Here is a 20073-nt window from a genome sequence, read left to right as displayed (position 1 = left end):
CCGGGGGCCGTAGCGGAGTGTTCTCCGACGTCTGATCCTCATCTGCAAAGGTATGTCTTCCATGGCCGAAACGAACAGCCCGAACCTTCTCGTCATCCTCTTGCACGGCGTCGGCTCCAGTGGCGACAATCTGGCGCCGCTTGGGGAGGAATGGGCGGGGACGCTTGGCGATGCCGTCTTCGTTTCGCCCGATGCGCCGGAGCCTTCAAGCTTTGGTGCCGGGTACCAGTGGTTCAGTGTTGCGGGCGTCACGCCGGAAAATCGTGGCGCGCGGATTGCGGCGGCACGGCCGGGGTTCGATGCCTTGATCAACGGCATCATCGCGGACAACGGCTTTGCCGGCAGGCTTGATCGGGTCGCGCTGGTGGGGTTCTCGCAAGGGACGATCATGGCGCTCGACGCGATCGCAAACGGACGGTTTGGCGTGGGTGCGGTGGTCGGTTTTTCCGGCCGGCTGTCTTCGCCCGAGCCGCTGTCGCCCTCCACGAAGATGCCAGTGTTTCTCGTGCATGGCACCGCCGACGACGTCATCCCGTCCTGGGAAAGCGAACAGGCGGCCGACACGTTGGCGAAGCATGGTTTCGACGTGGAGACATCGATCGAGCCCGGGCTCGGACACACGATTTCCGGCGCCGGTGCTGGCCGCGCCGTAGAATTTCTGGCGAAAGTCTTTGGATACGAAGCGCTTTAACGCGGCAGAACAAGGTTGAGGGACGGCGCCCGGACCGGGTGCCGTCCCTCGTTAATCAGACGTCTTCGCCCTTGGTCGAGCGGGCCCAGTCCATATAAAGTTCGAGCGCCTTGCGGGCGACAGGACCTTCCTGCAGGGAGCGGTCCTCGAACCGGTTCACCGGGGCGATCTTGGAATAGTTGCCGGACGTGAAGATTTCGTCGGCATTGGCGAAATCGGCAGCAGTCAGCGTGACTTCGCGCACGTCGAAGCCGGCGCCGCGCAACAGGGTCAGCACGCGCGACCGGGTGATGCCGGCCAGAAATGTGCCGTTGGCGATCGGCGTCATGACCACGCCGTCCTTGACCATGAAGATGTTCGAGGATGCGGTTTCGGCGACATTGCCGTTCATGTCGAGCGCGAGCGCATTGTCGAAGCCGCGGCTCTGCGCCTCGACAATCATGCGGCCGCTGTTGGGATAAAGGCTACCGGTCTTGGCGGCCGTCATGGCGACTTCGGCGCTCGGGCGGCGGAACGGCGACACGGTCAGCGACGAGGCCTTTGCCGTGTGCATCGGAGCTTCGAACAGGCAGAGCGCAAAGCGAGTCGATTCCGGATCGGCGGCAACGACGCTGGTGGGAAGACCGTGCTCGGCCCAGTACATCGGCTTGATGTAGATCGCGGTCTTGCCGTCGAACTTCTTGACGCCTTCCAGCGCCAGCCGCTCGATCTCTTCTGCGGCCATGACCGGCTTCATGCCCATATTGATGGCCGAGCGGTTGACGCGCTGGCAGTGCATGTTGAGATCCGGAGAGATGCCGTCGAACCAGCGGGCGCCGTCGAACACAGTCGTGCCCAGCCACATGGCGTGCGAGGTGGGTCCGATCAGCTTCGGATTTCCTTCCACCCACTCACCATCCACGTAAGTCCAGGTGGTGGAGCGAGGGGATGTGTCGACGGCCATGATATTCTCCTTCGGGTCTTCAAAGCTTGGCGGGGGTCGCTAAAATTTGGCGTGAATGAAATCCCCGAAGCCCTCAAGGTCAAGCGACAATCCGAGATGATTCATCACAAATATTGATGGCACCCCGAATTGCCGCCGTCTCATGGTCAGGGCGCTCGCTGCGGTGCGGGTGCCGGAAGAAGCGGCGAGTCCGATGGCTGGCGCGGACTGCCCGGCGCTCCCTGCAACAGGTTATCGCTACCCAGCTGACGACTGTCGTTCTGCATCAGGCTGATTGACAAAATGACGGCCACCAGCAGGCCAAGGACAATGAGAAACAACCAGCGCATGTATCGAAAACTCCCTCTCACGCAGAATAACGCGAACATTTCCGTCTGAAACGTTGCGTGATCCCTTCGACCAGAACAGTGGGGCCACTCTGCGGCAACGCAGCAAATCCTTCACAAACGCGGCCCAAAAACGTTGACAGCAGCCGTTCAGGCTTGCAGTCTTGCGCCTCACCTCCCGTTTACGCACTCATTTTTTTACAACGCAGAGGCCATGTCCAGCTCAGGCGCCCTCACCTCAACGGCTCTCAAGTCATCGTCCATGTCGCTGACGCAGGACCTCGTCGACCTGTGTTTTCGCGACGAGATGGATCCGGGCGCGCCACCAACATGGGAGCCGCTGACGGATGCCGACTATGCCGAGATTACCGAGCGGCTGGTGGAGGAAATCGGCGATGAGCCATTGTGGATCTTTGCCTATGGCTCGCTGATCTGGAAGCCGGGCTTTGATTCGATCGCCTGCCAGCGGGCGACGGCCTACGGCTGGCATCGATCGTTTTCGCTGCATATCGAACGCGGCCGCGGTTCGCCGGACCAGCCGGGGCTGATGATGATGCTGTCGCGCGGCGGGCGTTGCGAAGGGGTGATCTACCGGGTGGCTGATTCGGAAAAACGCGAGCAGATCGACAAGGCGCTGCGCCGCGAGGTGAGCCACAAGGACAGCCTTTCGACCTTCCGTTTTCTCCCCGTGCGGACGCAAGGCGGCGAGACGATCCGGGCACTGACTTTCTGGGCCGGCGGAAAGAGCCCGCGGATCATCAGGCCGCTTCCGCTGCTTCAGGATGTGGCGCCGGTTCTGGCGCGTGCCTGCGGCCATCGCGGTTCCTGCGCCGAATATCTCTATAATACGGTCGTGCATCTGGCCGAATTCGGCATCCGCGACCGCAATCTCTGGCGGCTGCAGGAGATGGTGGCACGCGAAATCGAAGCGATGCACGCGTGAAAAGCATGATGCCGACGTCGGGGCCGGCAGTGCGAAATCTGGCACTCTCTCATAAAAGTTGAGGACGGCGGGCTCGATCCGTGTTTGAACGCTCATGGGGCGCGTGCGACCCCCATCGTGATGACCGGCACCGTGCCAGCGAGACCCATGACGACTGTAGCCACCATATTGTACCTGACCGTAGCGACCGCGTTCTTCGGGATGACGTTGGCCGAGGGTGTGATACGACGGCTTCCCTGGAGCTTCGACAGGATCATGGGACTTTTGCTGTCGTGCCTGTGGCCGCTGATCCTGATTGCGATCGCGGTCAGCAGTCATCGCGATCGCAGAAATGCAGGATGACGCGGCTGCGCATTACTCCACCGATCCTTGTATATTTCCCGTAGAAGCAGCGCGGCGCTGCCCTATATCCTCGATAACCGAAAAGACGAAGACTGGGGCGATTGAATCGATGCAAAGCATCCTCAACGAAGGCGACACGTGCTGGCGGATTGCCAAGGCGGACAGACTTTCCATCATCATCGATGCAGCCGATTTCTTTCGCTTCGCCAAGCGCACGATGACGAAGGCGAAAAAGTCGATCTACCTGATCGGCTGGGATTTCGACACGCGCATCCAGCTGGAGCCGGGCAAGAAGGATGGCAAGGCTGACAAGGCCGCGAAGGAAGAATGGCCCGACGAGCTTGGCAAGTTTCTGAACGCGCTCGCCGAGCGAAACAACGGGCTCGATATTCGCATTCTCAAATGGGATATCGGGCTGATCAATTCGATCACTCGCGGTGAAACGCCGTTTTATATTCTCAAATGGATGTTCGACAAGCGCATCCATCTGAAGCTCGACGGCGCGCATCCGGCGCTGTCGGCGCATCACATGAAGCTTCTCGTCATCGACGACGAAGTGGCGTTCTGCGGCGGGATCGACATGACCGTCGGGCGCTGGGACAGTCGCGATCATTCGGAAGACGAGCCGTTGCGCAAGTCGCCGATGGGATTTGCGCAAGGGCCCTGGCACGATGCCACCACCTGCCTTTCCGGCGAGGCCGCACGGGCGCTCGGCGAGGTCGCACGGCGGCGCTGGAAACTGGCAACCGACGAGACGCTCGATCCGCCCGACGAGAATACCGCCACGCAGAACGACCCCTGGCCGGACGAGCTGGAGGTCGGGTTTCGCGACATCTCGATCGGCATTGCCCGCACCGCGCCTGAATACGAGGGGCGCAGCCAGATCGTCGAGATCGAGACCGCCAAGCTTGCGATCATCGGTTCGGTGAAAAAGACGCTTTATGTCGAGAGCCAGTATTTCGCCTCGCGCCGTATTGCAGAGGCCATGGCGGAACGGCTGAAGGAGCCCGACGGACCGGAAATCGTGCTGATCAATCCGGAGGGCTGCGAAGGCTGGCTGGAAGCCAAGGCGATGGACAGCGCCCGCATTCGGCTGATGAAGATGGTGAAGGACGCCGATGTTCATGATCGCTTCCGGATCTACTACCCTGTCAACGAAGCCCGCACGTCGATCTATGTGCATGCCAAGATGATGTTTGCCGACGACCGGATCGTGAAGATCGGCTCGGCCAATCTCAACAACCGCTCGATGGGCTACGATACGGAATGCGACCTCATCCTCGAGGCGCAGCCGGGTGAGGACACGCTGAGCGCCAAAATCGTCAGCACCCGCGACGATCTCATCGCCGAACATCTTGGGCGCGAACCGCAGGAAGTGCGTGACGCGGTCGCAGCGCATGACGGGTCGATCATCGCGGCCATCGAGGCCTTGAACCGACAGAGCGGCCGAGGTCTGCTGCCGGTCAAGATGCGGGAGCTGAGTGCCGACGAGGAATTGCTGGCTGAATCGGACATTGCCGATCCCGAGCGACCAAGCGGCGTGCGGTACCGGACATCAAACTTTCTGAAACAGCGGTTCGGTCGAGTCGCGAGACGGGCGAAACGGGCGCGCAAAGAGACCTGACGAGGCCGATTGCGCGGCCTCCGAGGCCTTCTTCGAGCCGATTTGTCGCATCCGGTGGAGTGATCCTGGGCCGGTCTCTGCTTGATCGCCGGAATTCACGGCCCATCTAGAGTGTGCCTCTTCTTTGCCCGGCTCCCCGTCGGGCCCCCTTTTCCAAGGAGCACATGATGCAAACCGTCAACGCCAACGGCGCCCATATCCCAGCTCTCGGTTTCGGCACGTTCCGCATGCCCGATGCGGATGTTCATCGCATTCTGCCGCAAGCCCTCAAACTCGGCTTCCGCCATGTGGACACTGCGCAGATCTACAAGAACGAGCAGGCCGTCGGCGACGTTCTTCGCCAGTCGGGCATTCCGCGCGACGATATCTTTCTGACCACAAAGGTCTGGGTCGACCGCGTCGGTCACGATGCCTTTATCGCCTCGGTGGACGAAAGCCTTGCCAAGCTGAAGACGGATCACGTCGACCTTCTGCTTCTGCACTGGCCGCAGAGCGAAATGCCGCTGGCCGACCGGATCGGCGCGCTGAACGAGCTGAGAACCGCAGGCAAGGTCAAGAATATCGGCGTTTCCAACTTTTCGACCGCGCTGATGGCTGAAGCGGTGAAATTGTCCGATGCGCCGATCGTCAACAACCAGGTGGAATATCACCCCTATCTCGACCAGACCAAGGTGCTGATGGAAGCGCGCAAGACTGGCATGTCGGTGACCGCCTATTACCTGATGGCCGATGGCGCGGTGCCGAAGGACGAGGTGTTGAAGGAGATCGGCGCGAAGTACAAAAAGACCGCCGCTCAGGTCGTGCTGCGCTGGGCCGTGCAGCAGGAGGGCGTGATCGCGCTGTCGAAGACCGCGACGGAAAGCCGGCTGCCGGAGAATTACGACATCTTCGACTTCTCGCTGTCGCCGCAGGAAATGGAAGCGGTGTTTGCGCTGTCGCGGACAGACGGACGCATCGTATCGCCGGTGCATCTCGCGCCAGAGTGGGACTGATCCGGCTTTAAGGCCTCCGTCCTAAACACAGGTCTGTTGGGTCGCTTCCCACACACTCCCGCCGTGGTTTGTGTGGGATCCTGCCCAATTGCCCGGCGAGCCTCCCCCATGCGGCGGTCGAGGCCACGTCTTCTCTTGCCTCTCCCAGCCAGAGCCATAGGTCTTGTCACGGGCTGGAAGAGGAGGAGTTTTCATGCATTTCAGAACGATATTGATGTCCGCGGCGGCGATGGTTGTTACCGCCCTGCCCGCCAGCGCGCAGCAAAAGCCTGCGGACCCGGCGCCAAAGGACTGCCCGAATTCGATGCCGGCCTGGACCGAGTGCTTCGCGGGTCAGGATCTGCACGGCGCCTATTACTGGATCGCCAAGCCGAAGGACTGGAACGGCACGCTCGTCGTTCATGCCCATGGCGGGCCGCGCACCGCAAAGCCTACGCCGGACGATCCGGTCGAGGATCTCGAGCGTTTCGCGGTCACCGTTCAGGAGGCTATGCCTGGGCCGGTTCCAACTATCGCCGCGAAGGCTATGGCGTGCGGATGGCGGCGGCCGATACCGACGCTCTGCGACAGATCGCGATCGCGCTTCTCGGTGAGCCGAAGCATGTCCTGCTGCACGGCCAGTCCTGGGGCGGCAATGTGGCGGCGAAGACGGCCGAACTCTACGCGCTCGACTGGCGCGGCCGCAAAAATTACGACGGCGTGGTGCTGACCAGCGGCTTGCTGGCCGGCGGCGGCCATGGCTATGACTTCCGCGCCGATCTGCGGGCCGTCTACCAGTATTACTGCAAGAACCATCCGCGCGCCGACGAGGTGCAGTATCCGGTCTGGCAGGGCCTGCCCAAGGGCGCGAAGATGTCGCGCGACGAGCTGCAGCAGCGCGTCGACGAATGCACCGGCATCTCGCTGGCGAAGGACAAGCGGTCGCCAGAGCAAGCGAAGACCCTCACCAATATCCTCGCCGTCACCAAGGTGCCGGAAAAGACGCTGGTGGCGCATTTGAGCTGGGCGACCGGATTGTTTTCCGACATCGTCTGGCGGCGCATGGACGGCAAGAACCCGTTCGCCAATGCTGACGTGCAGTACAAGGGATCAGACGATGACGCGGCGCTGAACAAGGGCGTCGAGCGGTTCAAGGCGGACCCGCAAGCGGCTCGGCTGATGGCCTATGATGCCGATCTCACCGGCCAGATCGTCGCGCCGACCATCACCCTGCACGCCAAGAACGATCCGACCGTGTTTGTCGATCACGAGGCGATCTATCGCCGGACGGTGGACAAGGCTGGCAATGGCGAGCTGCTGGTGCAGAACTTTTCGGACGAGGCGGAGCATTCCAAGCTCTCGACGCCGCAATATGCAGCGCTGTTTTCCGCCATGCTGAGCTGGATCGACAAGGGCGAGAAGCCGACGCCGCAGACGGTGGCAGCCCTGTGTGAAAAGAAAGCCGAGACCTACAAGGAGCCCTGCAAGCTTCTCCCGGATTTCGTGCCGCAGATCCAGGAACGCTAGAAAGCCTATTGCCGCCTAGATCAGGCAAGGACGGGCGGAGCAACCGTGCTCCGCCCGTCTTGGTTTGCGATTACAGCCAACCCTTGCGCCGGAAGTAGAGATACGGCAGCGCCATCGAGACGATCATCAGGCAGAGCGCCAGCTGATAGCCGTAATGCCATTGCAGTTCCGGCTGGTTGGCGAAGTTCATGCCGTAGACCGATGCGACGAGCGTCGGCGGCAGGAACACGACGGACGCAACCGAGAAGATCTTGATGATCTGGTTCTGCTCCAGATTGATCAGCCCCAGCGTCGCATCGAGCAGGAAGTTGATCTTGCCGGACATGAAGGCCGAGTGATCGCCAAGCGAGGTGGCATCGCGCTGCAGCAGTTTCAGGCGCTGGCGCATTTCCTTGGGCAGCTTGCGATCGACACCATCGAGGGCGGCATAATAGGCGACGACGCGCGAGACGCTGACGAGGCTTTCGCGCACAACGGTGATGAACTCGCCCTTCTGGCCGATCGCCCGGATCAGTTCCTGCAGGTCGCGCGTCTTCTTGTTGACCTTGGAGGCCTTGGCCGCAAAAATATCGCGCGAGATCTGGTCGATATCGTTGCCGAGCCGCTCCAGCGTATCCGCCATGCGGTCGATGATCGCCTCGACCAGACCGGTCATGATCAGTTCGCCGGTTGCCGAATGGAGGCCGAGCCCGTTGCCCTTGCGGGCACGCGCCATGAACGCATCGAAGGGACGCGGCTCGGAATAGCGCACGGTAACGAGAACCTGGCCCTTGACGATAAAGGTGACGGGAACCTTGTGCGGCGTACCGGCATCCGGGCGCGTCAGCACGGTCATGGTCATGAACTCGGCGCCGTCTTCCTGGTAGAGCCGGGAGGACAGTTCGATATCCTCCATCTCGTCCTGGGTGGGAATGGTAACCCCGAGGCGGGAGCCGACATCGCGCTCTTCCTTGGCCGTCGGGTTGATCAGGTCGTACCAGATCACAGGCGGCTGCGGAGCAACAGACGTCGTATCGGCGGCTGCACTGGCGATTACGGCGTCGGCCGCGACAAGGCGGTCGTGATCATAGGCATGGATACGCAGCATGACGGCTCCTATTCCGGACCATTGAGGTCCCCGGAGCGCATCACCGATATGAACGGTTCAGAGCCCCGAAGCGGCAGGTCTATCTGTTGACGTCGAACTTCGACTGTCGGGGTTCATCTCGGTTTGTCCTTTGAAAGAGCGGCACCCGAACGGGTAGCGCTTTGCGCGTGAAATGGCGCGGATATCGCGGAAAGTCAACTCCCCGCAGCGCAGCATTGACCCGTCCGTTGCGCTTCTGTAGCAAAGCCGCTCCGACCAAGAGGTATCCCCCTATGCTGCCCTGGATCCAGCTCGACCGCGCAACCATTCCCGGCGCCCTGCCCGGCGAGGAAGGCGAGCTGCGTCTGAAGCAGCGCGGCCAGGAATTCTCCATCATGCTCGGCACCAACGAGCTGATGAACAGCCGCCTCAGCGGTTCGGAAGAAGCGCTGGCGACACTCGCGCAGGAGAAGATCGGCAAGAGGGCGAAGCCGTCGATGCTGATCGGCGGGCTCGGCATGGGGTTCACGCTGCGGGCAGCGCTTGCCGTTCTGCCCGAGGATGCGCAGGTGACCGTGGCCGAGCTGGTGCCGGCCGTGGTCGACTGGGCGCGCGGGCCGATGGCGCCGGTCTTCAAGGGCTGCCTCGACGATCCGCGCGTGACGATTTTCGAGGGCGATGTCAGCGAGTTGATCCGCTCCTCCACCACTGCCTTCGATGCGATCCTGCTCGATGTCGACAACGGGCCGGACGGGTTGACGCGGGCCTCCAACGACCGGCTCTACACGATGAGTGGTCTCTACGCTGCACGTTCGGCGCTGCGGCCCGGCGGCGTTCTCGCCGTCTGGTCGTCAGGGCCCGACGCGGGCTTCACCCGGCGGCTGAAGGAAGTGGGATTTCAGGCTGACGTGGTGAACACGCGCGCCAATGGCAAGCGCGGCGCAAAGCACGTGATCTGGCTGGCCGCCAAGGGCTGACGTTCGGCCGGCGTTGTTTTGCTCAGACGCCCGGAGGGGCGCTGCCGGCGAACTGGAAATAGAGGAATGCCAGGACCAGGCCCGCGATAATGGCGACCCAGAACAGCATGCGTTTCACACCGGGCGCCATGTTTTTGAACGGCGACTTGCGCGGCGGCTTGACCGGTTTCGGACGCTGGAACTTGATGATGTTGTCGCTCATCGCCGACCTATAGCATAGCTGATGATTTAGAAAAGCCGCCGGCAGTTGTGCCAGCGGCTTTCGGATTGCGTTTCGAAATCAGACGAACTGGCTGAGGCCAGGCACCGATGCGATGACCGTATCGACGGTTTCGTCGCCGGCGTGTTCGCGTGCGACAGCCATGGTTTCCTTGGCGAGTGCTGTGATCTCGCCCATGCCGAGGCCCTGCGACATCAGCTGCTGGCCGAGCGTCATGATGCCGCCGCCGCCGAAGCTCGACATCAGGCCGCCCAGCAGACCGCCGCCACCGGCACCTTCGCCGTTGAATTTGCCGACCAGTTCCGGCGCGCCGGGAATGGCTTCGATCATCCGCGCCACGGCAGCGTCATCCGCCTCGCGCTGCAGGAAGCCCAGCATCATGCCGATCGCCTTTTCGGCCGCATCAGGTGCAAGACCGACGCGGTCGGCAACGCGGGTAACCATCTCGTTCATCAATATCTCCTCAGTTTTGACGTTCACGTCAAGGTCATACATAGACTCGTGCCGGATGCCAACAGGCGTGTTCCAACTGGTGCCACGCAGCCCGGGTTGGCGCAACCGGCCGCTTATCAATCCTCGGCGGCGACACCGACCGTATCGGCCATTTCAGCGCCGCGCGCCCCCATCGGCTTCGGATGGCCGGTGGTGGAATCGACCGAGGTCTGATGCTCGAGCTCGGCGTTGATCTCGGCTCCGACGACGACGATGATGACGGATACCCATGTCCAGACCATGAAGCCGATCAGCGCGCCGAGCGTGCCATAGGTGGCATTGTAATCGGCGACGTTGGCCAGATAGTAGGACACGCCGAGCGAGGCGAGAAGCCAGAAAATGGTGGAAAAGGCAGCACCCCAGGTCAGCCACTGGATCTTCGCCGGCTCGCGGCTGGGGCCGAACCGGTAGAGCGCCATGATGCCGAGCGTGACGAAGACCATCATCAACGGCCAGCGGGCGATGCGGATGATCATTTCCGACCACTGGTCGAGCCAGAAATATTTGAGCAATGCCGGGACCACGCCCATGGCAAACAGGATGACGATGGCAATCAGCATCGCGCCGAGCGTGAAGAGCAGCGACATCAGGTTGAGCTTGACGATGCCGCGCTTTTCCTGCTCGCCGTAAGCGACATTCATGGCCTCGAACAGCGCCTTCATGCCGTTGTTGGCGCTCCAGAGCGCCAGCGCCAGACCCGCGATCAGGCCGATCGACAGCGTTGCGCCGCGTTCGCTTGAGAGGGCCCGGACCTGATCGAGGAAGATGTTCAGCCCTTCGGCGGGCATGATCGTGCTCAGAAACGCGATCCGATCGGCAATCGTCACTGGATCGGCGACGAACCCGTAGATCGACACGAGCGCGCTTGCGGCGGGAAACAGCGCCAGCAGCAGGTAATAGGTGACGCCGGCGGCGATCAGCGTGATGCGATCTTCGGTTACGCCGGCATAGACGCGCCAGAACACGTCTTTGAGGCCGCGGGCCGGAATGCCCATCGGGCCATCCGCATGGCGACCCCTCTGCGCATCGCGCACGCCTTGCGCATCGAGTGTCCGAGTTCCCGCCGGTCCGGCTGTGTCCGTCATCGTCACGTATTCACCCCTCTTCTTCCGCCTCTCGCGCCAGTTTTCAATTGGCCGATTTTCAGCCGTTGCCCGGCTCTTCAGCGCATCCTATAAAAGCCGAGGATTGAACGCGTTTAGGGAGCGCATAGTTGCATGGCGAATATTGATGCGGACGATCAGGCGAAACTCTTTATCGGCGGCAGTCGCAACCCTGACGACACGTTGAACAAGGCCGAATTCCTGGACATGAAATTCGGCAACCGCCACGGGCTGGTGACCGGTGCGACCGGCACCGGCAAAACCGTGACGCTGCAGGTGCTGGCCGAGGGCTTTTCGCGGGCCGGCGTTCCCGTCTTTGCATCCGACATCAAGGGCGATCTTTCCGGCGTTGCCGCCAAGGGGGAGCCCAAGGATTTCCTCGCCAAGCGCGCCGAGCAGATCGGCTTTGCCGACTACGAGTTCGAGCAGTTCCCGGTGATCTTCTGGGATCTCTACGGCACAAAGGGGCACCGGGTTCGCACCACGATCGCCGAGATGGGTCCGCTTCTGCTGGCCCGTCTGATGGATGCATCCGAACCGCAGGAAGGCGTGCTCAACATCGCCTTCAAGCTGGCCGACAAGGCCGGGCTGCCGCTGCTCGACCTCAAGGACCTGACCTCGCTCCTCAATTACATGGCCGAGAATGCTTCGGAGCTTTCCAAGGAATTCGGCCTCATTTCCAAGGCTTCGGTCGGCTCCATCCAGCGGGCGCTGCTTGTGCTGGAACAGCAGGGTGCCGAGCACTTTTTCGGCGAACCGGCGCTGAAGATCACCGATATCATGCGGGTGAACCCGAATTCCGGTTACGGCCAGATCTCGATCCTTGCCGCCGACAAGCTGATGATGAACCCGCGGCTCTACGCGACCTTCCTTTTGTGGCTGCTGTCTGAACTGTTCGAGGAACTGCCCGAGGTTGGCGATCCGGACAAGCCGAAACTGGTGTTCTTCTTCGACGAGGCGCATCTTTTGTTCGACGAAGCGCCGAAGGTTCTGCTCGACCGCGTGGAGCAGGTGGTGAGGCTGATCCGCTCCAAGGGCGTCGGCGTCTATTTCGTGACCCAGAACCCGCTCGATGTGCCGGAAAGCGTTCTCGCCCAGCTCGGCAACCGGGTGCAGCATGCGCTGCGCGCCTATACGCCGCGCGAGCAGAAGGCAGTGAAGACCGCGGCCGACACGTTCCGGCCGAACCCGGCCTTCGATTGCGCGACAGCGATCACCCAGCTCGGTACCGGCGAGGCGCTGGTCTCGACGCTCGAGGGCAAGGGTGCACCATCGATGGTGGAACGGACGCTGGTCCGCCCACCGTCGGGACGGATCGGTCCTCTGACCGACGCGGAGCGGCAGTCGGTGATGGACCGTAGCCCGGTTCTCGGGATCTATGACGAGGATCTCGACCGCGAAAGCGCCTTCGAAATGCTGGGCGCCCGGGCAAAGCAGGCCGCCGATGCAGCCGCTGCCCGCAAGGCGCAGGATGAACTCGAGCCCGCACCGCCTGCCGGCTCCGGCGAAACCACCGGCTGGACCCTGCCCGGCTTCGGCAACAAGGACGAAGACGAGCCGAAGGGCCGCAGAACCGTCGGCCGCTCCGGATACCAGCGCGAGACGATCATCGAGGCTGCCATGAAAAGCGTGACGCGCACCGTCGCCACCCAGGTGGGCCGGGCAATCGTGCGCGGCATTCTGGGTAGTCTGAAACGGTGACCGGGCGGATGCACAAAGCGGCAAGGACAGGGCTCTGCGCCCTCGCCCTTGTCGCGCTCGCCTTTTCCTCGACCGCACAAGCGGCGGATGCCGGCAACGGCAAGCGGGTGTACCAGAAATGCGTCGCCTGTCATGTGGCCGACCGGGAGACCAACCGGTTCGGCCCGCATCTCAAAGGCGTCGTCGGGCGACCCGCAGCGCAAGTTCCCGACTACAAGTACTCGCAGGCGATGAAGGATGCAGGCGCAGCCGGTCTCGTCTGGGACGACTCGGCACTGTCCGCCTTTCTCTCGAGCCCCAAGAAGAAAGTGCCGGGAACCAGCATGCGCTTCTTCGGACTGTGGACCCAGGCCGAGATCGACGACGTGATCGCTTACCTGAAGACAACCGCGCAGGCAGAGTGACGGCCGGGAACGGTCGTCAGCCGTTCGGGTAAGCAGCCGAGACGGCCACGAATTCGTCGTCGCGGACGGGTGCGGCAGGAGCAACTTGCGTGCCTTGGAGCGCCTTTTCGCGCCAGGTTTCCAGGAGCCAGGCGAGCTGGGCGAAATCGAGCCCATAGGCATCGTGCAGGCCGGAATTGCGGCCGGTCGCATCGCGGCTCATGCGGATCAGGGCGGTTTCCGGGAGCGACAGGTCGTCGAACACGACCATCTTCATCTCCAGCTTCGGCAGAAAGCGCACGGAAATCGGCGTCATCCCGCCGTCCTTGAAGCCTTCGACATCCCGCCAGCGCCAGACTTTGCGACGCCCGAGCGTGACCATGGTGAAGCCCTCGCCATCCAGTTCCAGCCGCTGGCCGACGAGGACGCCCGCCATCATGACGGAGGCGCAGAGCGACAGGAAACCGACGCCCATCCAGAGAATGACCTGTCGCAGTGCCGGCATCGGCGGATCGGCCGGGTCGGCATCCAAAAGCAGAAACAGAAGCAGGACGGCAAAGGCTGCGCAGCCGACGGCCAGCGAAAAATAGCGGACGCGGCTGGAATAGAGGGTGACCGGACCGGGAAAGCGCGAAATCAGCGTTGCGGCATCCACCCGCCTTCGGTGGAAGGTTTGCGGCCAGAGCATATACGCAAAAACGAAGGCGCCTGCCCCGAACAAGGCGAGCACCGGCCAGCCGCCCCGGAAACCCGTCAGGATCATGACGATGCCGGAAAGGGCCAGGAACGTGCTGATGCTAAAGAAAACAAGGCTCAGCGGACGGGGCAATGGATGCATGAGTTGGTCCTCCGGCCTTATGCGTGAAGGTGCAATTAGGCCTGACGAGGACAGGTTCAAGGTTTCGGGGATCAACAGCGCTTCGGAGCGACGAGGCAGAAGAAGGCGCCCTGCGGATCGGTGGCCTGGAGGATCCAGCTTCCGCCGGGCACTTGCATCGGCCCGAACACGACACTACCGCCGCCGGCCGTGATCCGCTCGATGGCCGCGTCAATCGCCGCGACGTTGAAGTAATAGGACCAGCACGGCGCAGGCACCGTGTCCGGTTTCGTCATCATGCCGCCGATCGCCCGGCCGGGATGGCCGTCATAGGCAAAGATGCGGTAGACGCCCCTCTCGCCCATGTCCATGTCATGGTCCTTCGCCCAACCGAACACGCTTCCATAGAATTCGAAAGCCTCCTCGCCGTTGCCCGCCATCAGCTCGCACCAGCCGAGATTGCCGGGATCGGCGGGGCCGAGCTGGCGGGGCGGGTTTGCCGGCGGGATCGGCGTCATGATGCAGAGAACCGCCCCATGCGGATCGGCCACAACAGCAAACCGGCCGACGCCCGGGATATCCTCCGGGTCGCGCTGGATGCGTCCGCCAAGCGAAACGAAGTCCCTCGCCGTTTCATCGACATCGTCGACGGCGACATAGCCGGTCCAGTTCGGCGGCATCTTGCCTTCAAGCTCCGGCGGAAAGTGCATCATGCCGCCGATGCCGGGGCAATTCTCGCCCTCGCCCATTTCGAACAGGTAATAGGACGGCATATCAGGCATGGCGAGTTCGCGGACATTCCAGCCGACCACCGAGGCGTAGAACCTGCCCGCCGCTGACGTGTCTGACGTGATCAGTTCGCACCAGATGAATTTTCCATGCGTGTCCGAACGGGATTTCGAAACGATCTGCAGCATGCCCATCTCCCTCTTGTGTGTGTTGAACGGACCCGGCGACAAGCTCTCAATGGCAGCAGGATGACGCCGGTTGCTCGGGCTTTGCCGCATATTCGTCGTGGCGCTTGAGGAAACTCATCGTCTTGTCCTCGTTGCGGCCGAGCGGCGCGCGGTCGAGCAGCATCAGCGTGCCGATCACCTCCTCCGGGCCGCGGGCATAGGTGGAATAGGTATGGAAGATCTCGCCGGCCTCATTCCTGTAGAAGGCTGACAGGCCCGGAAGCTCCTCGAAACCTTCGCTCGCGGGCATGGCGCGGAAATTGTAGTTGATCGTCTCGCCCTGCATCTCTTCTTGCGTGAAGGAAACGCGATAGTCGTGGTTGAAATCCGTGGCGTAGGACGAGACCCAGGGAAACTGCCAGTTCATGCGGGCCTTGTAGGCCTCGATTTGCCCCAACGTGCCGCGCGAGACGGCGACGAGCGTGACGTCGTGATGATTGAGATGGGCAAGCGTGCCGTCGAAATGGTCGGCCATGAAGGAGCAACCGACACAGCCTTCGCTCCAGTCGGGTCCGAACATAAAGTGATAGATTAGCAGCTGGCTGCGTCCGGCAAAGAGATCGGACAAGGTCTTGCCGCCCTGCGGCGTGTCGAAGACGTAGTCCTTGTCCACCCGCACCCAGGGCAAGGCGCGGCGGGCGGCGCGGACCTTGTCACGCAACCGCGTCTCCTCCTTCTCGAGCGCCAGAAGCTCGAGCCGCGCCTTCAGCCACTCTTCTTTCGACAGGACGGCATTTGTCGGGAATGCGCTGACATCCATAAGAACCTCCCCTTTCTTGACAGAATAGGTTGATATCAACATAATATTTTCATGCTGTCAAATCCCGATTCGGTTCCGTTTTCCGCCACGCTTCATGTCCGCGACACCTGTCTTTGCCTGCATGTGCAACGGGCAGCGCGGGCCTTAGCGCGAACCTTCGATACGGCGCTGAAGCCGGTCGGATTGAACAACGGCCAGTTCTCGCTGATGATGTCGCTCAACCGACCGCAGCCGGCGACGATGAAATCGGTCTGCGATCTGCTTGCCATGGACCGCACGACGCTGACTGCGGCCCTGAAGGTTTTGCAGGCACGCGGCTGGATCGGCAGCGCCATCGACCCGAAGGACAAGCGCGGACGGCTTTTGACACTGACGGACGATGGCCGCGCGGTTCTGGCGAAAGCCCTGCCGATCTGGGAAGCGACGCATGCACAACTGGATGTCGCCCTGCCCGATGGCAATGCCGACCAGCTGCGAGATTCGTTGAAGGCTGTGAGCTGAATCAAATCGGCTGGAATCTCGCGCAAACAAAAAGCGGCCGAAGCCGCTTTTCGCCGTCGCGCACGGGCAGTCCGAGAACCGAACTGCCCGCCGGACCATTGTTTTAAAGCTTTACTCGACGGTCACCTGAACTTCGGTCGAGGTGCGCATCGCGTGGCTGTAAGGGCAGACGATATGTGCCTTGGCAACCAGGTCTTCGAGCTGGGCGCGTTCGATGCCGGGGGCGTTGACCGACAGCGAGACTTCGATGCCGAAGCCGCCACCATCTTCGCGCGGGCCGATGCCGACCGTTGCGGTGACCTTGGCCTCGTCAGGGATCTTCACCTTTTCCTTGGCAGCGACGGCTTTCAGCGCGCCGAGGAAGCAGGCGGAATAGCCGACCGCAAACAGCTGTTCCGGATTGGTGCCGGTGGCGCCATCGCCGCCGAGTTCCTTCGGAACCGTCAGCGTGACGTCGAGCACGCCGTTGTCGGAAGCACCGTGGCCGGAGCGGCCACCGGTTGCGGAACCCTTGGTCGTGTAGAGAATGGGCATGGAGTAACTCCCTTGGTGATAGGTATTGCCGGCTCATCGCGCGCACATTCGATGGCACGAAACTTGAACCGGCATCAGTCCAGCGACATGGTCGCTAGGCAGGAGATAGGGCATCAGGCCGTGACGTCACCATCAAGCCCCCCAGAAAAGATGGCGACGAAGGATGCGGATTCGATTCCGCGGCTGGATACGCAGCGTACTTTGCGGTTCATGGCATCGCACATGCCTCTGAAGGGACGTGAAAGTCTGATGTTGCAGCCGCTCGGCTTACCTATCCAGAATATCTGGTGATCATGAACCCCGGGGAAGGCGAAGCGTAGACGGTTAAGCCGCTCAGGGAGCGGCTGGCGCAATCCGACCCTGTTGCCTGGAAGCGAAACCGCGACGACGAGCGGCAGGTCAATGCACCGGAGGATTGTCTCGACATGAAGGCGCAGTCGGCGAAAGCGATGGCGGCCATTAGTCAGGCGCTCGGCTGCAGCTGTGACGGGGAAACCGCCCCGCGCGAAGATGTCGACGCGAAGGGACCGGCTGGACCTGTCAGGGGAATAGCGCTGCGTCAACCGCCTACAGCAGATCCTGGAACATACGCACGCAACTGGACAGCGTCACCACCCGGCATGCATGACATCGTCTTCCATCCGATACGGCCTTTGTCAGTCTCTGCGCCGCAGCTGGTTTGGAATTCAAGAAGCTTGCTTTTTGCGACCGGGGAAAGCTCCAGCCTGCCCTGCCATTTAATAAGACCTTGGCCCAGATCCTGGTCGTCAGGAGGCGCGGTATCCGGGCTCAACGAATACACAAAGTCACTTGTTGTCGCGATTGTCAGGTCGCGGAAGGCGGCGGCCTTAGCCGTATCTCCGGACGTCGCAAACGCCGTGCTTAGTTCCGACGAAAGCTTGACGACCTTGCCAACATCTCCTGAAGAATAGGCACTCTTAACTTCCGAAATCGCTGACTGAAGGGCTGGACTAACGTTAGGCACGTTCTCCTCGCCAGGATTCAAGTATAACATATAGTTAGTGCTTGTTACCCTCCGCATGGTAAACCTGAAGGAGATTTCGGCGCCGTCTTTGCATTGATGCATATCTGTGGGGTTGGACTGATACAGAGCTGCCAATGCCGGTCGCGCCGAGTAAATCGTCGATGGCGTACAGGTGCTTTCCGACACACTGACAAGCTCATCATTTCCAACCATCGTGACAAAGGTTTTTGGCTCGCCAGGGCCTCCCTTGTAGATGTAGGCTTTGAAGCTGGAAGGCGTGGCTCCCTCTGCGGAAACTTTGAACTTTACTTCAGCCGCGTCCGCAACTGGCAAGCTGATCACGTAGGCAATGACGCAAATAGACGCCTCAATCCAACGGGTCATGGCGCATTCCTCTCCTTTGGCTTGAGAAGTAATTCGAACGTCGCGGGCTTGCCGTCCGGCAGCACGACGCTAAGGCCGGGGCGCGGCTGGTCTTCTAACGGCCTCTTCTTACCGCCAAACACCATGCGCCCGATCCAGAGTAGGAGAGCAAGTGCAGCGCTGATGAGTACGACCATTGTGACTGTTGCGTACCACTGCACCAAGAACGCATAGAGCCTGTTCTCATTCGCGAAGAGGACAGGGGTGTTCTGCGGCGAGTCATGCTTGTAGCCGAAACCAAACACAGGTCGATCCGCCCGGCTAGCGAGAGACATCTCAAGAGATGCAGACGCGTTTGGCGGCAGTGTCAGATCAAATGAGACTAGGCGGTCTGACGACGAGGGATCCAGCCTTATACTCCACGGTGAGCCCGGCCTGTCACGTGCTATCTCGTCTCCCGTCCGTGAGCTCTTAGCGAAGCAAACAGAAAGATTAGGGCAAATCATATCGACGGTGCCACCGTTCAGCGTCGTCTTGTTTGAAAGGTTGGTGAGCGTCAATACTTCAATGATACCGCCGTCTTCTTCGAAGACCCGAGCTTCATAACTCAGGATGGCTATTTCAGACAGATCTTTACGGATCTCGAGAAACAGCCAGGAAAAGACCGAGACAAGAAGTGTCAATAGATAAGGTGCGGCAGCACCGCGCAGAATGTCCATTCCGGCCCCCCAGCCTTAAGTGACGCCTTCGACTATAGGAGGTGCTCCGCTAAAATGCAACCAAAACAAAAAAGGCCGCACCGCTGCGGCCTTTTTGATCGAACGTTGTGGTGGCTGCTTACTGCCAGACGACGACGCGGGCCTTGTTGGGGACGCGCTCATAGAGGTCGATGATGTCCTGGTTCATCAGGCGGACGCAGCCCGAGGAGACGGCTTTGCCGATCGAGTTCCATTCCGGCGAACCGTGCAGGCGGTAGAGCGTGTCCTGGCCGTTCTGGAAGATGTAGAGCGCGCGGGCGCCGAGCGGGTTTGTGAGGCCCGGAGGCATGCCGCCGTTTGCGATTGAATACTTGACCAGTTGCGGCTGGCGCGCGACCATTTCGTCCGGCGGGGTCCATTTCGGCCACTTCTGACGCCACTGGATGACGCCCTCGCCGCTCCAGGCAAAGCCATCGCGACCGATGCCGACGCCGTAGCGCATGGCCGAACCGCCGGGCTCGACCAGATAGAGGAAGCGCGACGGGGTGTCGACGACGATCGTGCCCGGGCGTTCGCCTGTCGGATCGACAACGCGCTGGCGATAGTAGCGCGGATTGATCCGCTCATAGGGGATGGCCGGGATGAGATAGCCACCATCTTCGACGGCGCCGTACATCATCGCGGCTTCGGGATCGCCGCCAACCGGCGGAAGGCCGTCGTTGCGGAGGGCGACGCCGTCACGGTAGGTGACGATGTTGCCGGTAGGGCCCGGCGCAGTGGAAGCGCAGCTCGCGAGCGTCGAGGCAGCGCCGACACCCAGCATGGACAGGAAGCCCCGTCGGGAGAAAGAAGAGTTGGAAATCATGTTCGGAAAGTCACCCTAGAGGAACGCGTCACTGCAAAAGCAAATTTTAACGGCAATCGAACCGATTGGTTCCATGCCTGATGTTTTGCTCCACTATCACATAACGCGGCCAGCTTCATCGACCATTCACGAGGTTGACACACACCATCACAGGGATGCGACACAGCCTGTGTCCCCTGCGCAACAGCGTAATCACTTCACTGTGTGTGAGGGCAGATACGAGACATGAGGGATTGACGCGCGACATGCAAGCTTGCCGTGGGCAGTTTTGCCACGCGTCAACGG

23 protein-coding genes are annotated in these 20073 nt (G+C 61.5%); 9 read left to right on the top strand and 14 right to left on the bottom strand.

All coding sequences use genetic code 11. The annotated features are described in order from the left end of the window. The first annotated feature begins 61 nt into the window (after positions 1-61). Positions 62-691, top strand: coding sequence for an alpha/beta hydrolase (locus ACQY1P_RS09590; RefSeq protein WP_348271842.1), 630 nt, complete (start codon positions 62-64; stop codon positions 689-691). 55 nt (positions 692-746) lie between these two features. Here ACQY1P_RS09590 and ACQY1P_RS09585 read toward each other — a convergent pair whose 3' ends face one another. Further along, positions 747-1634: a branched-chain amino acid aminotransferase gene (locus ACQY1P_RS09585; protein ID WP_062579607.1), complete on the bottom strand. Its 888-nt coding sequence runs from the start codon at positions 1632-1634 to the stop codon at positions 747-749. Between the two features lie 146 nt (positions 1635-1780). Further along, positions 1781-1963, bottom strand: a complete 183-nt coding sequence (locus ACQY1P_RS09580) for a hypothetical protein (protein ID WP_430256281.1) — start codon at positions 1961-1963, stop codon at positions 1781-1783. A 211-nt stretch (positions 1964-2174) separates the two neighbouring features. Here ACQY1P_RS09580 and ACQY1P_RS09575 point away from each other — a divergent pair, with 211 nt between their 5' ends. Next, positions 2175-2903, top strand: coding sequence for a gamma-glutamylcyclotransferase (locus tag ACQY1P_RS09575; protein ID WP_430256279.1), 729 nt, complete (start codon positions 2175-2177; stop codon positions 2901-2903). 92 nt (positions 2904-2995) lie between these two features. Here the strand turns inward: ACQY1P_RS09575 and ACQY1P_RS09570 are convergent, their stop codons facing one another. Beyond that, positions 2996-3160, bottom strand: coding sequence for a hypothetical protein (locus ACQY1P_RS09570; protein ID WP_430256277.1), 165 nt, complete (start codon positions 3158-3160; stop codon positions 2996-2998). A gap of 194 nt (positions 3161-3354) precedes the next feature. On the opposite strand from ACQY1P_RS09570, the gene ACQY1P_RS09565 reads away from it, so the two are divergent. The 3 genes from ACQY1P_RS09565 to ACQY1P_RS09555 all read left to right on the top strand — a co-directional run bounded on the left by ACQY1P_RS09565 (position 3355) and on the right by ACQY1P_RS09555 (position 7367). Then, positions 3355-4869 carry a phospholipase D-like domain-containing protein gene (locus ACQY1P_RS09565; RefSeq protein WP_430256275.1) on the top strand — a complete coding sequence of 505 codons (1515 nt, stop codon included), beginning with the start codon at positions 3355-3357 and terminating at the stop codon, positions 4867-4869. Positions 4870-5036: 167 nt separating this feature from the next. Continuing rightward, positions 5037-5861: an aldo/keto reductase gene (locus tag ACQY1P_RS09560; RefSeq protein WP_113165221.1), complete on the top strand. Its 825-nt coding sequence runs from the start codon at positions 5037-5039 to the stop codon at positions 5859-5861. Between the two features lie 537 nt (positions 5862-6398). Further along, positions 6399-7367 carry a hypothetical protein gene (locus ACQY1P_RS09555; RefSeq protein WP_430256273.1) on the top strand — a complete coding sequence of 323 codons (969 nt, stop codon included), beginning with the start codon at positions 6399-6401 and terminating at the stop codon, positions 7365-7367. Positions 7368-7437: 70 nt separating this feature from the next. Here ACQY1P_RS09555 and ACQY1P_RS09550 read toward each other — a convergent pair whose 3' ends face one another. After that, positions 7438-8454 carry a magnesium transporter CorA family protein gene (locus ACQY1P_RS09550; protein ID WP_430250312.1) on the bottom strand — a complete coding sequence of 339 codons (1017 nt, stop codon included), beginning with the start codon at positions 8452-8454 and terminating at the stop codon, positions 7438-7440. Between the two features lie 272 nt (positions 8455-8726). Here ACQY1P_RS09550 and ACQY1P_RS09545 point away from each other — a divergent pair, with 272 nt between their 5' ends. Continuing rightward, the gene (locus ACQY1P_RS09545) at positions 8727-9410 is read left to right on the top strand and encodes a spermidine synthase (protein WP_062579593.1); all 684 of its coding nucleotides are present in this window, start codon (positions 8727-8729) and stop codon (positions 9408-9410) included. Between the two features lie 22 nt (positions 9411-9432). On the opposite strand, the gene ACQY1P_RS09540 is transcribed toward ACQY1P_RS09545, so the two are convergent. The 3 genes from ACQY1P_RS09540 to ACQY1P_RS09530 form a co-directional block, all read right to left on the bottom strand. Next, entirely contained in the window at positions 9433-9612 is a 180-nt protein-coding gene (locus tag ACQY1P_RS09540) for a hypothetical protein (protein WP_062579592.1), read from the bottom strand. A 78-nt stretch (positions 9613-9690) separates the two neighbouring features. Next, a complete protein-coding gene (locus ACQY1P_RS09535; protein ID WP_062454796.1) occupies positions 9691-10083 on the bottom strand; it encodes a hypothetical protein in 393 nt (130 codons plus the stop codon). Positions 10084-10199: 116 nt separating this feature from the next. Beyond that, positions 10200-11207 (bottom strand): YihY/virulence factor BrkB family protein, encoded by a 1008-nt coding sequence (locus ACQY1P_RS09530; protein ID WP_430243902.1) that lies wholly within the window; start codon positions 11205-11207, stop codon positions 10200-10202. Positions 11208-11339: 132 nt separating this feature from the next. On the opposite strand from ACQY1P_RS09530, the gene ACQY1P_RS09525 reads away from it, so the two are divergent. Next, on the top strand, positions 11340-12926 hold the full coding sequence (locus ACQY1P_RS09525) for a helicase HerA-like C-terminal domain-containing protein (protein ID WP_430256271.1): 1587 nt from the start codon (positions 11340-11342) through the stop codon (positions 12924-12926). 8 nt (positions 12927-12934) lie between these two features. Further along, positions 12935-13330, top strand: coding sequence for a c-type cytochrome (locus tag ACQY1P_RS09520; RefSeq protein WP_430256269.1), 396 nt, complete (start codon positions 12935-12937; stop codon positions 13328-13330). Positions 13331-13346: 16 nt separating this feature from the next. Here ACQY1P_RS09520 and ACQY1P_RS09515 read toward each other — a convergent pair whose 3' ends face one another. The 3 genes from ACQY1P_RS09515 to ACQY1P_RS09505 all read right to left on the bottom strand — a co-directional run bounded on the left by ACQY1P_RS09515 (position 13347) and on the right by ACQY1P_RS09505 (position 15842). Next, positions 13347-14147: a hypothetical protein gene (locus ACQY1P_RS09515; protein ID WP_430256267.1), complete on the bottom strand. Its 801-nt coding sequence runs from the start codon at positions 14145-14147 to the stop codon at positions 13347-13349. A gap of 71 nt (positions 14148-14218) precedes the next feature. Continuing rightward, a complete protein-coding gene (locus tag ACQY1P_RS09510) occupies positions 14219-15043 on the bottom strand; it encodes a VOC family protein (RefSeq protein WP_430256265.1) in 825 nt (274 codons plus the stop codon). Between the two features lie 46 nt (positions 15044-15089). Continuing rightward, the gene (locus ACQY1P_RS09505; RefSeq protein WP_430256263.1) at positions 15090-15842 is read right to left on the bottom strand and encodes a DUF899 domain-containing protein; all 753 of its coding nucleotides are present in this window, start codon (positions 15840-15842) and stop codon (positions 15090-15092) included. 54 nt (positions 15843-15896) lie between these two features. Here ACQY1P_RS09505 and ACQY1P_RS09500 point away from each other — a divergent pair, with 54 nt between their 5' ends. Then, positions 15897-16343, top strand: coding sequence for a MarR family winged helix-turn-helix transcriptional regulator (locus ACQY1P_RS09500; protein ID WP_430256685.1), 447 nt, complete (start codon positions 15897-15899; stop codon positions 16341-16343). A gap of 111 nt (positions 16344-16454) precedes the next feature. Here ACQY1P_RS09500 and ACQY1P_RS09495 read toward each other — a convergent pair whose 3' ends face one another. The 4 genes from ACQY1P_RS09495 to ACQY1P_RS09480 form a co-directional block, all read right to left on the bottom strand. Next, positions 16455-16877 (bottom strand): organic hydroperoxide resistance protein, encoded by a 423-nt coding sequence (locus tag ACQY1P_RS09495; RefSeq protein WP_062453520.1) that lies wholly within the window; start codon positions 16875-16877, stop codon positions 16455-16457. Between the two features lie 559 nt (positions 16878-17436). Then, positions 17437-18246: a hypothetical protein gene (locus tag ACQY1P_RS09490; RefSeq protein WP_192076589.1), complete on the bottom strand. Its 810-nt coding sequence runs from the start codon at positions 18244-18246 to the stop codon at positions 17437-17439. Further along, on the bottom strand, positions 18243-18944 hold the full coding sequence (locus ACQY1P_RS09485; RefSeq protein ID WP_430250319.1) for a hypothetical protein: 702 nt from the start codon (positions 18942-18944) through the stop codon (positions 18243-18245). The genes ACQY1P_RS09490 and ACQY1P_RS09485 overlap by 4 nt, the downstream gene beginning before the upstream one ends. A gap of 118 nt (positions 18945-19062) precedes the next feature. Continuing rightward, a complete protein-coding gene (locus ACQY1P_RS09480; RefSeq protein ID WP_430256261.1) occupies positions 19063-19788 on the bottom strand; it encodes a L,D-transpeptidase in 726 nt (241 codons plus the stop codon). Positions 19789-20073: the final 285 nt, after the last annotated feature.

The organism is Neorhizobium sp. DAR64872/K0K18, from assembly GCF_050500175.1.
Classification (GTDB): domain Bacteria; phylum Pseudomonadota; class Alphaproteobacteria; order Rhizobiales; family Rhizobiaceae; genus Neorhizobium; species Neorhizobium soli.
This window is presented reverse-complemented; position numbering and strand designations above follow the sequence as displayed.

Bases quoted from the DNA above. Each gene is read 5' to 3' on its own strand.
- ACQY1P_RS09590 (WP_348271842.1), top strand. From the start codon at position 62: ATGGCCGAAACGAACAGCCCGAACCTTCTCGTCATCCTCTTGCACGGC.
- ACQY1P_RS09585 (WP_062579607.1), bottom strand. From the start codon at position 1,634: ATGGCCGTCGACACATCCCCTCGCTCCACCACCTGGACTTACGTGGAT.
- ACQY1P_RS09580 (WP_430256281.1), bottom strand. From the start codon at position 1,963: ATGCGCTGGTTGTTTCTCATTGTCCTTGGCCTGCTGGTGGCCGTCATT.
- ACQY1P_RS09575 (WP_430256279.1), top strand. From the start codon at position 2,175: ATGTCCAGCTCAGGCGCCCTCACCTCAACGGCTCTCAAGTCATCGTCC.
- ACQY1P_RS09570 (WP_430256277.1), bottom strand. From the start codon at position 3,160: ATGATCCTGTCGAAGCTCCAGGGAAGCCGTCGTATCACACCCTCGGCC.
- ACQY1P_RS09565 (WP_430256275.1), top strand. From the start codon at position 3,355: ATGCAAAGCATCCTCAACGAAGGCGACACGTGCTGGCGGATTGCCAAG.
- ACQY1P_RS09560 (WP_113165221.1), top strand. From the start codon at position 5,037: ATGCAAACCGTCAACGCCAACGGCGCCCATATCCCAGCTCTCGGTTTC.
- ACQY1P_RS09555 (WP_430256273.1), top strand. From the start codon at position 6,399: ATGGCGGCGGCCGATACCGACGCTCTGCGACAGATCGCGATCGCGCTT.
- ACQY1P_RS09550 (WP_430250312.1), bottom strand. From the start codon at position 8,454: ATGCTGCGTATCCATGCCTATGATCACGACCGCCTTGTCGCGGCCGAC.
- ACQY1P_RS09545 (WP_062579593.1), top strand. From the start codon at position 8,727: ATGCTGCCCTGGATCCAGCTCGACCGCGCAACCATTCCCGGCGCCCTG.
- ACQY1P_RS09540 (WP_062579592.1), bottom strand. From the start codon at position 9,612: ATGAGCGACAACATCATCAAGTTCCAGCGTCCGAAACCGGTCAAGCCG.
- ACQY1P_RS09535 (WP_062454796.1), bottom strand. From the start codon at position 10,083: ATGAACGAGATGGTTACCCGCGTTGCCGACCGCGTCGGTCTTGCACCT.
- ACQY1P_RS09530 (WP_430243902.1), bottom strand. From the start codon at position 11,207: ATGACGGACACAGCCGGACCGGCGGGAACTCGGACACTCGATGCGCAA.
- ACQY1P_RS09525 (WP_430256271.1), top strand. From the start codon at position 11,340: ATGGCGAATATTGATGCGGACGATCAGGCGAAACTCTTTATCGGCGGC.
- ACQY1P_RS09520 (WP_430256269.1), top strand. From the start codon at position 12,935: ATGCACAAAGCGGCAAGGACAGGGCTCTGCGCCCTCGCCCTTGTCGCG.
- ACQY1P_RS09515 (WP_430256267.1), bottom strand. From the start codon at position 14,147: ATGCATCCATTGCCCCGTCCGCTGAGCCTTGTTTTCTTTAGCATCAGC.
- ACQY1P_RS09510 (WP_430256265.1), bottom strand. From the start codon at position 15,043: ATGCTGCAGATCGTTTCGAAATCCCGTTCGGACACGCATGGAAAATTC.
- ACQY1P_RS09505 (WP_430256263.1), bottom strand. From the start codon at position 15,842: ATGGATGTCAGCGCATTCCCGACAAATGCCGTCCTGTCGAAAGAAGAG.
- ACQY1P_RS09495 (WP_062453520.1), bottom strand. From the start codon at position 16,877: ATGCCCATTCTCTACACGACCAAGGGTTCCGCAACCGGTGGCCGCTCC.
- ACQY1P_RS09490 (WP_192076589.1), bottom strand. From the start codon at position 18,246: ATGACCCGTTGGATTGAGGCGTCTATTTGCGTCATTGCCTACGTGATC.
- ACQY1P_RS09485 (WP_430250319.1), bottom strand. From the start codon at position 18,944: ATGGACATTCTGCGCGGTGCTGCCGCACCTTATCTATTGACACTTCTT.
- ACQY1P_RS09480 (WP_430256261.1), bottom strand. From the start codon at position 19,788: ATGATTTCCAACTCTTCTTTCTCCCGACGGGGCTTCCTGTCCATGCTG.